Origin of the sequence: Amycolatopsis sp. CA-126428, assembly GCF_002904335.1 — a bacterium.
Taxonomy (GTDB): domain Bacteria; phylum Actinomycetota; class Actinomycetes; order Mycobacteriales; family Pseudonocardiaceae; genus Amycolatopsis.
This window is the reverse complement of sequence record NZ_PPHF01000165.1, coordinates 193,006-205,101: the sequence shown is the minus strand read 5'-3', so window position 1 is coordinate 205,101 and position 12,096 is coordinate 193,006. Positions and strand designations below refer to the sequence as shown.

Genomic DNA, 12,096 nt, shown 5'->3' with positions numbered 1-12,096 from the left:
GTTTTCGCACTTGCCATCCGAGTCTACGTCGGTGCTTGATGGCACTCTCGACGCATGCCGTTCAACCACAACCACCACTACCACCCGCTGCTGCTGGACCTCCTGCCGCCCGGTCCGGGGATCGCGCTGGACGTCGGGTGCGGCACCGGCCGGTTCGCCCGGCGGCTGGCCGCGACGGGCATGGCGGTGGAGGCGGTCGACGTCTCGGCGGCGATGGTCGAAGCGGCGGCCGGGCTGGGGTCGCCGGGGCCCGGCGAGATCGTCTACCGGCGGGCCGACGTCACCACCGACGCCCTGCCCGAGGCCCACTACGACTACATCTCGTGCCTGGCGTCGCTGCACCACATGCCGTTCGAGACGGTGACCAAGCTGCGCCGCGCGCTGGTGCCGGGCGGCGTGCTCGTGGTGCTCGGCCTGGCGAAACCGAGCACGCCCGCGGACTGGGCGCGCGCCGCCGCGGCGGTTCCGCTCAACGCGCTCGCGCGGCTGGTCGTCCACGCCGGGGACCGGCTGAACGGCGGCGCCGAGGAAGGACCGACGGCCCCGGTGGCCGACGACTACCCGACGCTGGCCGAGCTGCGCCGCGAGGCGGCCCGGCTGCTGCCCGGGAGCACGGTCCGGCCGTTGCTCTTCTGGCGCACCTTGATCACTTACCGTGAGCACGGTGAGGGTGACCCGACTGGGGGGTGAAACCGCGCCCCGAACCGGCCGGCGCTCGCTAGAGGTGGGAGGAGCGTTTCCGGAACAGAACGGGGTCTCCATGCGCACCACCCGGCTGCTCGTCGCCGCCTCCTCGGCAGCCATCCTGCTCACCGCTACCGCGGCCGCCGCCTCGGCCGAGGGCATCCACCACTACGTCGCCCTCGGCGACTCCTACACCTCCGGGCCGTTCATCCCGCTCCAGCGCTCCGACCCGCTCGGCTGCGGCCGGTCGACGGCGAACTACCCGTCGGTCGTGGCGGCCGCGCTGCACCCCGCCGTGTTCACCGACGTGAGCTGCTCCGGCGCCGACACGGGCTCGATGACCGCGCCGCAGCAGGTGGCGTTCAACGCCACGAACCCCCCGCAGCTGGATGCCCTGCGCCTCGACACCGACCTGGTCACCCTCGGTATCGGCGGCAACGACTTCGACCTGATCGGCCGGCTGATCGCGACGTGCCCGGGGCTGCGCGCGAGCGCCCCGGCCGGCAACCCCTGCGAGCAGCACTTCACGGTCAACGGCGTCGAAACCGTGCAGATGGCCATCACCGCCGTCCAGCCGCGGATCCAGGCCGTCCTGGCCACGATCCACCAGCGCTCGCCCGGGGCGCGGGTGGTCGTCGTGGGCTACCCGCGGATCGCGCCGGAGAGCGGCTCCTGCCCGGACACCCTCCCGTTCGCGGACGGCGACTACGCCTGGCTGAACCGCGTCGAGAGCGACCTCAACGCCGCCCTTTCGGACGCGGCCCTGAACAGCGCCGCCGAGTACGTCGACACCTTCGGCCCGTCGAGCGGCCACGACGCCTGCGCGCGCGGCGGCTCGGCGTGGATCAACGGCAAGGACCAGAACTTCTTCGCCGCGGCCGCCTACCACCCGCTGCGGGCCGGGATGGCCGGGGTGGCCGCGGTGGTGCTCAAGGCGTTGCGCTGACGAAGTCCAGGACGATCCGGGCGAACTCGGCCGGCAGCTCGGCCGGGGCGCCGTGTCCCGCGTCGAGTTCGGCGGCGCGTGCGTCCGGGATCGCGGCCACCAGCTCTCGCTGCTGGTACGCCGTGACGATCCGGTCGTGCGTGCTGCCGAGCACCAGCACCGGCGCGGTGATCCGGCCGAGGACCGGTCGCAGGTCGACCGCGCGATCGGTCTCGATCTGCCGGCCGGCGCCGGGCTGGATCGCCGTTTCCAGGGTTTTGACGAGCTGTTCGTTGCTCTCGGCGGTGGCCTGTTCCCAGTAGCGCGGGCCGAAGGCCATCAGCGGGAGCATGCGCGCGAAGGTCCCCGTTTCGAGCAGGTCCAGCCAGTAGCGGAACTCGGCGTCCTGCCGGACGTCGGTGGCCGGCCAGGCGGCGTGCAGCACCGCCGAGCGCACCCGGTCCGGGCGGGTGCCGGCCAGGTGGGCCGCCACGACGGCGCCGAGCGAGTGCCCGACGACGTGGGCGGTGCCGATTCCCGCGTGGTCCAGGACGGCCACGGCTTGGGCGGCGAGGGCTTCGACGGTGATCGGGCCGCCGTCGTCGGTGGTCAGGCCGGACCCGGGGAAGTCGGGGGCCAGGACGGTGAAGCCGGCCGCCTGCGCGGTCAGCGGCGCCCACTGTTCGCGGGATGCGGCGGTGCCGTGCAGCAGGAGCAGCGCGGGGCCGTCGCCGGTCCGGTCGTAGTGGACGACGGCGTCTCCGAGGTTCACTTTCGGCATGGTTGTCCCCTTCAGGCGGCGATGGTCCGGAGCGCGGCGGTGAACGCGCGCGGGTTTTCCTGGTGCGGCACGTGCCCGCAGCCGGCGAGCACGTGCACGCGCGCGCCGGGGGTCGCCGCGGCGCAGCTGCGCGGCACTTCGAGCGGGATCTGGGCGTCCAGCTCGCCGTGCAGGTAGGTGATCGGGACGGCGAGGTCCTTGAGCCGCGGCCGCGGGTCGTAGGTGGTGCATTCGGTGAACAGCTCGTCGATGTAGGCGCCGGAGTCGAGCAGCTGGCGGACGGTCCACTCGACGAGCTCGCGCGCGGCGCCGGGCGCGAACCAGTCCGGCACCCAGCCGGCCAGCGTGCCGGCCCGGTCGTCGACCAGCTGTTTGCGCAGGTCAAGGACCTGGTCGAGCATGCCGGTGCTCGGCCAGTACCCCGGGCTGTCGACCGCGACGACGCGTTCGACCAGGTCCGGCCGGGCGAGGGCGAGCTCGGTGGCGAAGAGGCCGCCGATGCTGGACCCGACGACGGTGGGCTTGATCCGCAGCGCCTCGATCGTCCGCACGAGGTCGGCCGTGACACCGGCGATGGTGTTGCCGTCGGCGGGGTGGTCCGAGCGGCCGCACCCGCGCCAGTCGAGGGTGACGACGCGGTGGTCGCCCACCAGATCGGGCAGGCACGAGTGCCAGACGCGCCCGCTGGTCCCCCAGCCGTGCAGGAGCAGCAGCGCGGGGCCGGTGCCGGCGTCTTCGTAGTGGAGACGGGTTCCGTTGACGTCCAAGGAGGGCATGCCGGTCATGGAACCGCTCGCGACCGGCGGCTTCGATGAGCAGTCCGCTCCTACACTGATCACGAAGCCTGATGAATGGGGGCCGGTCGTGGAGCTGCGTCAGCTGAGGTATTTCGTCACGGTGGCGGAGGAGCTCCACTTCGGCCGCGCGGCCGAGCGGCTGCACATCGTCCAGCCGGCGGTGAGCCAGCAGGTCCGGCGGCTGGAGCGGGAGCTGGAGGTGCCGCTTTTCGTGCGGACGACGCGCTCGGTGGCGCTCACGGAGGCCGGACAGCGGTTCCTGCCGCAGGCGCGGGCGGTGCTGGCGGCGGCGGACCGGGCGGTGGACTCGGTTGCGGAGTTCCGGCCTTCCGGGGCCTTGGTGCGGTTGGGGACGAGTGAGGGTCTGGGCGACCGGCTGGAGGTTTTGCTGGGAGCGTTCGCGCGGCTTTCTCCGTCGGCTTCGTTGGAGTTGCTCCACGCGCCGACTCTTCAGCGGCTTCAGCGGGTTCGGGACGGGTCCCTGGACGCGACCATCGTGCGGGGGTCGTGGCCTTCCCCGGGGCTCGACTTCACTCCTTTGTGGACGGACGAGGTCTGGGTGGCGCTTCCGGCTTCGCATCCACTGGCTGCGTCTTCCGAGGTTTCGTTCGTTTCACTGGCGTCACTTCCGGCGCGATTGAGTCCGCCTTCGCGGAATCAGCCGTTGTACGACCTGGTCGTTTCGTGTTGCCGGGAGGCGGGGTTCGAGCCGGTGCTCGGGAAGGAATTCACGACGGCGCAGGACACCCTGGGGACGCTGGGGTTCGGCCGTCCACACTGGACGGTGTTCTACCGGGCGCACGCGAACCTGCTGCCGGTGCCGGGCGTGGTGTTCCGGCCGCTTCGGGATCCTTCGCCGCGGATGCCGACGTACCTGGCGACGTCTTCGGAACGGCGGCTGACGCCGGAACTGGTGGCGTTGATCGAAGCGGCGCGGGCCACCGAAGCCGACTGAGCAGCCCCCGATTTCCACGCTACCGGAGGGGTACGACAAAGCCCGGCACTCCACGAGGGAGTGCCGGGCTTTCGTCCACAACCTCAGGAAGCCGGGAGCGCCGCCAAGCGAGCCGTGATGCGGTCGATGTCCGCCGCCGCTGTCTCCTTGCGGGTCTTGATCTTCGCCACCACCTGCTCCGGGGCCTTCGCGATGAATGCCTCGTTGCCCAGCTTGGCCTCGGTCTGCGACAGTTCCTTCTCCGCCGCCGCGAGGTCCTTCTGGAGACGCTTGCGCTCCGCCGCCACGTCGACCGTGCCCGACAGGTCCAGCTCCACCGTCACCACGCCGTCCGGCAGGGCCACCTCCAGTGACGCGCTCGCCGCGAAGTCGTCCGCCGGCTCGGTCAGGCGGACCAGCGAACGGATCGCCGGCTCGTGGCCGCCCGCGTAACCCGCCAAGCGGGACGCCACCTTCTGGCCCGGCTTGAGGCCCTGGTCCGCGCGGAACCTGCGGATCTCCGTCACCAGCTTCTGGACGTCCGCGATGCGCGCGTCGGCCGAAGCATCCGCGTAGCCCTCGAACGGAACCGGCCAGGACGCGACGACCAGCGACTCGCCGCCGGTCAGCGCCGTCCAGAGCTTCTCCGTGATGAACGGGATGAACGGGTGCAGCAACCTCAGCACCGTGTCCAGCGCGTGGCCCAGCACCGAGCGGGTCGCGGCCACCCGCGCGTCATCGCCCTGGTACAGCTGGACCTTCGCCAGCTCCAGGTACCAGTCGCACAGCTCGTTCCAGGTGAACTGGTAGAGCGCGCCCGCCACCTTCGCGAACTGGAAGTCCTCGAACAGGCCGTCCACTTCGGACACCAGCGCGCCGAGCCGGCCCAGGATCCAGCGGTCCGCTTCGGTCAGCGAAGCGGCGGGAGGCAACTCGGAAGCGACCGAAGCCCCGTTCATCATCGCGAACTTCGTCGCGTTCCACAGCTTCGTGCAGAAGTTGCGGGAACCCGCCGCCCACTCGTCGGCCAGGGCCATGTCCGCGCCCGGGTTGGCGCCGCGGGCCAGGGTGAACCGGGTGGCGTCCGCGCCGTACGCGTCCATCCACTCCAGCGGGTCGATCACGTTGCCGCGCGACTTCGACATCTTCTTGCCCTGGGCGTCGCGGATCAGGCCGTGCAGGTACACGTGGTCGAACGGCTGCTTGCCGTCCATCTGGTGCACGCCGAACATCATCATCCGGACGACCCAGAAGAACAGGATGTCGTAGCCGGTCGACAGGACGCTGGTCGGGTAGAACTTGGCCAGGTCCTCCGAAGACGAAGGCCACCCGAGCGTCGACATCGGCCACAGACCCGACGAAAACCACGTGTCCAGCACGTCCGGGTCCTGCGTCCAGCCTTCCCCGGACGGGGGCTGCTCGTCCGGGCCGACGCACACGACCTCACCGTCCGGGCCGTAGTACAGCGGGATGCGGTGGCCCCACCACAGCTGGCGCGAAATCGTCCAGTCGTGCATGTTGTCGACCCAGTCGAAGTAGCGCTTGCCCAGCTCCGGCGGGTGGATTTTGGTGCGGCCGTCGCGGACCGCGTCGCCGGCCAGCTTGGCCAGCTCCTCGACCTTGACCCACCACTGCAGCGACAGCCGCGGCTCGACGACCGTGTCGCAGCGCGAGCAGTGCCCGACGGCGTGCACGTACGGGCGCTTCTCGGCGACGATCCGGCCGGCCTCGCGCAGCGCCGCGACGACCGCCGGCCGCGCCTCGAACCGGTCGAGCCCCTCGAACGGCCCCGGCGCGGTGATCTCGGCGCGCTCGTTCATGATCGTCAGCATCGGCAGGTCGTGCCGGCGGCCGATCTCGAAGTCGTTCGGGTCGTGCGCCGGGGTGACCTTCACCGCACCGGTGCCGAACTCCGGGTCGACGTGCTTGTCGGCCACGATCGGGATGCGGCGGCCGGTCAGCGGCAGCTCGACCTCGGTGCCGACCAGGTGCGCGTACCGCTCGTCGTCCGGGTGGACGGCGACCGCGGTGTCGCCCAGCATCGTCTCGGCGCGGGTGGTGGCCACCACGATGGCGTTGTCGCCGTCGCCGTAGCGGATCGACACGAGCTCGCCGTCGTCGTCGTTGTGGTCGACCTCGATGTCCGACAGCGCCGTCTGGCAGCGCGGGCACCAGTTGATGATCCGCTCGGCCCGGTAGATCAGGCCCTCGTCGAAGAAGTTCTTGAACACCGTCTGGACGGCCTTCGACAGGTTCTCGTCCATGGTGAACCGCTCACGCGACCAGTCGACGCCGTCGCCGAGGCGCTTCATCTGGCCGAGGATCTTGCCGCCGTACTCGGCCTTCCACTCCCAGACGCGCTCGACGAACTTCTCGCGGCCCAGGTCGTGGCGCGAAAGGCCCTCGCCGGCCAGCTGGCGCTCGACGACGTTCTGCGTCGCGATGCCCGCGTGGTCCATGCCCGGCAGCCACAGCACTTCGTAGCCCTGCATGCGACGACGGCGGCTCATCGCGTCCATCAGCGTGTGGTTGAGGGCGTGGCCCATGTGCAGGCTGCCGGTGACGTTCGGGGGCGGCAGTACGATCGAGAACGGCGGCTTCCCCGACGAAGCGTCGGCCGTGAAGTACCCGGCCGCTACCCAGCGGTCGTACATCGGGGCTTCCTCGGCGGCCGGGTCCCAGGCACCCGGAAGGTCGGTGGTCTGCTGCGGAGCGTTCTCGGTCACAATGGACAAGTCTACGAACCCGTCACGGCGGGTCACCCAGGGGGAAGGCACTCGGGATGGCAGAGCCTCAGCAGCCGCAGGATCCGGACGACCGGCGCCTCGAGACGCACCCGGACCTGATGAACCCGGACTGGCAGAAGCACGCCCAGCGGGACGCCTGGCTGGGCGCGAAGAAGGACCTGAAGAAGCGCCGTAAGCGCGAGCGCCGGTCGGGCGGTTTCCAGCAGCCCGGGCACAGCCGCTGGCCGGGCGTGCTGGCCCTGCTCATCGTGGTCGGCCTGGTCGCCGCGGCGATCATCGTGCACCAGCTGCAGGGTTTCGGCGTCAACGAACTCGCGTACTTCGGCTGACTCCCGCCCCTCCCAGATGCACAGTCTGGACTGAACAGTTAGACTGTGTGTATGGGCGAAGTACCTCCGCACGTCGCCGAGAGCGCCGGCTGGATCCGCGGGGTCGTCGGGCAGCTGCACCGGCGGCTGCGCCAGGTCGACAACGCCGGGATCCTGACACCCTCGCAGTCCGCCGTGCTGAACCGGCTCCTGCGCGAAGGCCCGGCCACGCAAGGTGAGCTGGCCGCCGCCGAGCACGTGCGGCAGCAGTCGATGGCCGCCACCCTCGGGGTCCTCGACGAGCTCGGCTACCTCGCCCGCACGCCCGATCCGGCCGACCGGCGGCGCGTGGTGATCAGCCTGTCCGACGCCGGGCGCGACACCGTGCGCGGGATCCAGCAGCACCGCGACGAGTGGCTGGCCCAGGCCCTGCTCGACGAGCTGTCGCCCGCCGAACTCGACGCCGTCACCCGCGCTCTGCCGCTGCTGCAGCGCATTGCGCAACACTGAAAGACCGAAGGAGTTCCTCACGAGCACCGTCACCGCTCCCGCCAAGTTCGGCGCCCGCCTGGTCACCCCGCTGGTGGCCGGCGCGGTGCTCAACCCGATCAACTCCACGCTCATCGCCGTCGCGCTCGTGCCGATCGGGCAGAGCTTCGGCGCCGGCCCCGGGCAGACCGCCTGGCTGATCTCGGCCCTCTACCTGGCCACCGCGGTCGGGCAGCCGGTGGTCGGCCTGCTGGTCGACCGCCACGGCGCCCGCCGCGTCCTGCTCGGCGGCGCGAGCCTGGTGATCGTCGCCGGGATCGCGGGCATGATCCCCGTCTCCGTCGGCTGGCTGACCGGTGTGCGCGTCGTCCTCGGCCTCGGCACGTGTGCCGGGTTCCCGGCCGCGATGGCCGTCCTGCGCCACCACGCCGAAGCGCACGGCCAAGGCGTGCCCGCGCGGGTGCTGTCGCTGCTGTCGATGTCCGCCCAGACGGTGATGGTGATCGGCCCCACGCTGGGCGGGCTGCTGATCGGCCTCTTCGGCTGGCCGGCCATCTTCGCGGTGAACATCCCGCTCGCCGGGCTGTCGCTGGTCCTGGCCCTGCTGGGGGTACCGAAGGACGACCGCGGCGAGCGCACCGCCACCCGGATCGACGTGCTCGGCATCGCCCTGTTCTCCGCCACCCTGCTCGCGCTCCTGTTCTTCCTGATGGACCCCGGCGCCGAGGTCTGGCTGCTCGCCGTCGTCGCCGCCTTCGGGACCGCGTTCACGCTGGTAGAGCTCCGGCGCGACGCCCCGTTCCTCGACTTGCGGATGCTCGCGGCCAACGGCGCGATCCTGCGGACCTACCTGCGGCAGGCGCTGAGCTTCATGGCCATCTACGCGATCATGTTCGGGTACGTCCAGTGGCTGGAGACCACCCGGCGGCTGTCCGAGGAAGCCGCCGGGATGATGCTGCTGCCGATGTCGGGCACCGCCGTCTGCGCCGCGGCCTTCTCCGGACGCGGGTCCGGGATCAAGGCGCGGCTGGTCACCGTGGCCGTCGCGCTGGCCGGCGGCTCGGCGCTGCTGCTGCTCGTCCACGACGGCACGTGGGTCGGCGCGCTGCTCGCCCTGGCCGCGTTGTTCGGCCTCGCCCAGGGCCTGACCAGCGTCGCGAACCAGACGACGCTCTACCGCGAGGCACCCGCCGAGCAGATGGGCACCGCGAGCGGCCTGTTCCGCACGGCCCAGTACCTCGGCGCGATCGTGGCCTCGACGCTCATCGCGCTCTGCTACGGCCCGCACGCCGACTCCGCCGGCCTGCACCGGCTGGCCGTCGCGCTGGTCGTCATCAGCGGGCTGCTGCTGGTGGTCACGGTCGCCGACCGCAGGCTGCGGGCCGAAAAGGCCTGACCCTCGTGGCGCCCGGCGATCATCGAGGCGCACGATGAACACATGACCCGTGAAGCGCCGGCGCAGGACGTGGACGAAACCCGCCTCGAGGTGGGCAAGCCGAAGGGCTGGGCGGCCGGGATACCGGGTGTCGCCGTGTCGCTCGCGCGCAGCGTCGAGCAGATGGGCACCGGCCGGACGATCAAGGCGCTGCGGCTGCTGAACCAGCGCGAAGGCTTCGACTGCCCCGGCTGCGCGTGGCCGGAACCGCGCGAGGTCGACGGCGAGAAGCGCAAGCTGGCCGAGTTCTGCGAAAACGGCGCCAAAGCCGTCGCCGAGGAGGCCACGAAACGGCGGGTGGGCCGGGAGTTCTTCGCCGCCCACCCGATCGCCGATCTCGAGACCAAGACCGACTACTGGCTGGGCCAGCAGGGCCGGATCACCGAGCCCTTCGTGCTGCGCGAAGGCGCGACGCACTACGAACCGATCTCCTGGGACGACGCGTTCGAGCTGGTCGCGGGCGAGCTCAAGGCGCTGACCGAGCCGGACGAAGCGATCTTCTACACCTCCGGCCGCACCAGCAACGAGGCCGCGTTCCTCTACCAGCTGCTGGTGCGCTCCTTCGGCACCAACAACCTGCCGGACTGCTCCAACATGTGCCACGAGTCCTCGGGCGCGGCGCTGTCGGCCACCACCGGCGTCGGCAAGGGCTCGGTCAGCCTGGCCGACATCCACCAGGCCGACCTCATCGTCGTCGTCGGGCAGAACCCGGGCACCAACCACCCGCGGATGCTCTCGGCGCTCGAGGAGGCCAAGGGCCGCGGCGCGAAGATCATCGCCGTCAACCCGCTGCCCGAGGCCGGGCTGATGCGGTTCAAGAACCCGCAGAACGTCCGCGGCGTCGTCGGCAAGGGCACCCCGCTGGCCGACGAGTTCGCCCAGGTCCGCCTCGGCGGCGACCTGGCGCTGTTCCAGGCCGTCGGGCACCTGCTGCTGGCCTGGGACGCCGAGGCGCCCGGCGCGATCGTCGACCGCGAGTTCGTCGATCGCGTCACCGAGGGCTTCGACGCCTACGCGAAGCACCTCCAGGAGATCGACTGGCCGGAGATCGAGCGCGCGACCGGCCTCCCCCGCGCGCAGATCGAGCGCGTCGCCCGGATGATCGCCTCCTCCGAGCGCACCATCTACTGCTGGGCGATGGGCCTCACCCAGCACAAGCACGCCGTGCCGACGATCTCGGAGATCGCGAACCTCGCCCTGGTGCGCGGGATGATCGGCAAGCCGGGCGCGGGCCTGTGCCCGGTGCGCGGGCACTCGAACGTCCAGGGCGACCGGACGATGGGCATCTGGGAGAAGATGCCGCAGTCCTTCCTGGACGCCCTGGCGGGCGAATTCGGCATCGAGGTCCCGCGCAAGCACGGCTTCGACACCGTCGACGCGATCCGCGCGATGCGTGACGGCCGCGGCAAGGTGTTCTTCGCCGTCGGCGGCAACTTCGCGTCGGCGACGCCGGACTCGGAGCTGACCGGGAAGGCGCTGCGCTCCTGCTCGCTGACCGTGCACGTGTCGACGAAGCTCAACCGCTCGCACGTCGTGCACGGCCGCACCGCGCTGGTCCTGCCGACGCTCGGCCGCACCGAACGCGACGTCCAGGCCGGCGGCGAGCAGTTCGTCACCGTCGAGGACTCGATGTCGCAGGTGCACACCTCACGCGGCCGCCTGAAGCCGGCGAGCGAGCACCTGCTCTCGGAGATCGCCATCGTCTGCCGGCTGGCGGAGCAGCTCTTCGGGCCGGGTCACGCCGTGCCGTGGCGCAGCTTCGAGACCGACTACGACCTGATCCGCGACCGGATCTCCCGGGTCGTGCCGGGCTGCCACGACTACAACGCCCGCGTCCGCGAGCCGGACGGCTTCGTGCTGCCGCACGCCCCGCGCGACTCCCGCGAGTTCACCGGGACCGCGAACGGCAAGGGCAACTTCACGGTTTCGGAGCTCGAATACCCGCAGGTCCCCGCGGGCCGGCTGCTGCTGCAGACGATGCGCAGCCACGACCAGTACAACACCACGATCTACGGGCTCTCGGACCGCTACCGCGGGATCGAGAACGCCCGCCGCGTCGTGCTGGTGAACCCGGACGACCTCGCGGCGCTCGGCCTGGCCGACGGGGTCATGGTCGACCTGGTCTCCGAGTGGCGCGACGACCCGGACCGCCGCGCGGCGGCGTTCCGGGTCGTCGCGTACCCGACCGCCCGCGGCTGCGCGGCTGCGTACTTCCCGGAGGCGAACGCGCTGGTGCCGCTGGACTCGGTGGCCGACAAGTCGAACACGCCGGTGTCGAAGGCGATCGTCGTGCGGCTCGAACCGGTCCGGGCCGAACCTCAGCCCTGATAGTTCCGCTGCAGCGTGCCGGTCATGTCCGTGACCACGGCCTGCACGTTGTCCAGGGTCGCGGGCGGGATCAGCGCGGCCTCGGTCCCGCCGTCGGCGATGGCCAGGCCCAGCACGACGTTCCCGGTCCGCACGGCGGCCCACTGCTCGGAGAAGCCGGACTCGTCGCCGACGCCGGTGGCGAGCCGGACGCCCGAGTGGTCGCCGAGCGCGTCGGTCATCAGCTGGCTGGCCTTGGTGGCGGCTTCGTCCGGGTCGGCCTGCGTGAACCGCACCACGGCGATCGTCACGAGCCGGTAGTCCTGCAGGTTGGGCTTGCCGCCGCCGAGGTCGCGCGCGAACAGCCGGCGGCAGGTGGTGACCTCGTTGCCCTCGCTGGCGTGGTCGGCGGGGATGACCTTGGCTTCGGCGAGCTTCACCGAGTCGACCGGGATCTCGACGGTTCCGGGCGCGAGCTGCTGCTCCGCGTTCGGCCCGGGCAGCCGGCAGGCGTCTATCGCGCCCGGGTAGTGCACCGAAGCGGACGCCGACTGGCATCCGGCACAAAGAACGGCTGAAGCGAGGACGGGCAAGATCCACCCACCCCGGGCGACACTGCTGCGCATAAATCCCGGACTTTCCGTATTCCCTGAAATCGATTTTCCAAGATCGCCCACCGATCGGGTGAA

Annotated in this window: 11 protein-coding genes; 7 read left to right on the top strand and 4 right to left on the bottom strand. The window is 71.2% G+C overall.

Features of this window, described 5'->3' with window-relative positions; translation table 11 throughout:
* Nucleotides 1–54 precede the first annotated feature (54 nt).
* Together C2L58_RS43320 and C2L58_RS43315 are read left to right on the top strand one after the other, a co-directional pair.
* Nucleotides 55–690, top strand: coding sequence for a class I SAM-dependent methyltransferase (locus tag C2L58_RS43320; RefSeq protein ID WP_103343414.1), 636 nt, complete (start codon nucleotides 55–57; stop codon nucleotides 688–690).
* A gap of 70 nt (nucleotides 691–760) precedes the next feature.
* Complete coding sequence (locus tag C2L58_RS43315) at nucleotides 761–1,630, top strand: SGNH/GDSL hydrolase family protein (protein WP_103343413.1); 870 nt, start codon at nucleotides 761–763, stop codon at nucleotides 1,628–1,630.
* On the opposite strand, the gene C2L58_RS43310 is transcribed toward C2L58_RS43315, so the two are convergent.
* Nucleotides 1,614–2,390 (bottom strand): alpha/beta fold hydrolase, encoded by a 777-nt coding sequence (locus tag C2L58_RS43310; protein WP_103343412.1) that lies wholly within the window; start codon nucleotides 2,388–2,390, stop codon nucleotides 1,614–1,616. The genes C2L58_RS43315 and C2L58_RS43310 overlap by 17 nt on opposite strands.
* A gap of 11 nt (nucleotides 2,391–2,401) precedes the next feature.
* The gene (locus C2L58_RS43305) at nucleotides 2,402–3,166 is read right to left on the bottom strand and encodes an alpha/beta fold hydrolase (protein ID WP_103343502.1); all 765 of its coding nucleotides are present in this window, start codon (nucleotides 3,164–3,166) and stop codon (nucleotides 2,402–2,404) included.
* Here C2L58_RS43305 and C2L58_RS43300 point away from each other — a divergent pair.
* The gene (locus C2L58_RS43300; protein WP_233226253.1) at nucleotides 3,165–4,142 is read left to right on the top strand and encodes a LysR family transcriptional regulator; all 978 of its coding nucleotides are present in this window, start codon (nucleotides 3,165–3,167) and stop codon (nucleotides 4,140–4,142) included. The two genes, C2L58_RS43305 and C2L58_RS43300, sit on opposite strands and share 2 nt — an antisense overlap.
* 83 nt (nucleotides 4,143–4,225) lie before the next feature.
* On the opposite strand, the gene C2L58_RS43295 is transcribed toward C2L58_RS43300, so the two are convergent.
* A complete protein-coding gene (locus tag C2L58_RS43295) occupies nucleotides 4,226–6,847 on the bottom strand; it encodes a valine--tRNA ligase (RefSeq protein WP_103343411.1) in 2,622 nt (873 codons plus the stop codon).
* Nucleotides 6,848–6,903: 56 nt separating this feature from the next.
* On the opposite strand from C2L58_RS43295, the gene C2L58_RS43290 reads away from it, so the two are divergent.
* From C2L58_RS43290 to C2L58_RS43275, 4 genes are all read left to right on the top strand, one after another.
* Nucleotides 6,904–7,197, top strand: coding sequence for a hypothetical protein (locus C2L58_RS43290; RefSeq protein WP_103343410.1), 294 nt, complete (start codon nucleotides 6,904–6,906; stop codon nucleotides 7,195–7,197).
* Between the two features lie 51 nt (nucleotides 7,198–7,248).
* Complete coding sequence (locus C2L58_RS43285) at nucleotides 7,249–7,686, top strand: MarR family winged helix-turn-helix transcriptional regulator (protein ID WP_103343409.1); 438 nt, start codon at nucleotides 7,249–7,251, stop codon at nucleotides 7,684–7,686.
* Between the two features lie 73 nt (nucleotides 7,687–7,759).
* Nucleotides 7,760–9,061, top strand: coding sequence for an MFS transporter (locus C2L58_RS43280; protein WP_103343500.1), 1,302 nt, complete (start codon nucleotides 7,760–7,762; stop codon nucleotides 9,059–9,061).
* A 42-nt stretch (nucleotides 9,062–9,103) separates the two neighbouring features.
* On the top strand, nucleotides 9,104–11,428 hold the full coding sequence (locus C2L58_RS43275) for an FdhF/YdeP family oxidoreductase (protein WP_103343408.1): 2,325 nt from the start codon (nucleotides 9,104–9,106) through the stop codon (nucleotides 11,426–11,428).
* On the opposite strand, the gene C2L58_RS43270 is transcribed toward C2L58_RS43275, so the two are convergent.
* Nucleotides 11,419–11,943 (bottom strand): hypothetical protein, encoded by a 525-nt coding sequence (locus C2L58_RS43270; RefSeq protein WP_103343407.1) that lies wholly within the window; start codon nucleotides 11,941–11,943, stop codon nucleotides 11,419–11,421. The two genes, C2L58_RS43275 and C2L58_RS43270, sit on opposite strands and share 10 nt — an antisense overlap.
* Between the last annotated feature and the right edge of the window lie 153 nt (nucleotides 11,944–12,096).

Coding starts and splice junctions, on each gene's coding strand:
- C2L58_RS43310 (WP_103343412.1), bottom strand. CDS start 2,390: ATGCCGAAAGTGAACCTCGGAGACGCCGTCGTCCACTACGACCGGACC.
- C2L58_RS43315 (WP_103343413.1), top strand. CDS start 761: ATGCGCACCACCCGGCTGCTCGTCGCCGCCTCCTCGGCAGCCATCCTG.
- C2L58_RS43320 (WP_103343414.1), top strand. CDS start 55: ATGCCGTTCAACCACAACCACCACTACCACCCGCTGCTGCTGGACCTC.
- C2L58_RS43300 (WP_233226253.1), top strand. CDS start 3,165: ATGCCGGTCATGGAACCGCTCGCGACCGGCGGCTTCGATGAGCAGTCC.
- C2L58_RS43290 (WP_103343410.1), top strand. CDS start 6,904: ATGGCAGAGCCTCAGCAGCCGCAGGATCCGGACGACCGGCGCCTCGAG.
- C2L58_RS43285 (WP_103343409.1), top strand. CDS start 7,249: ATGGGCGAAGTACCTCCGCACGTCGCCGAGAGCGCCGGCTGGATCCGC.
- C2L58_RS43305 (WP_103343502.1), bottom strand. CDS start 3,166: ATGCCCTCCTTGGACGTCAACGGAACCCGTCTCCACTACGAAGACGCC.
- C2L58_RS43275 (WP_103343408.1), top strand. CDS start 9,104: ATGACCCGTGAAGCGCCGGCGCAGGACGTGGACGAAACCCGCCTCGAG.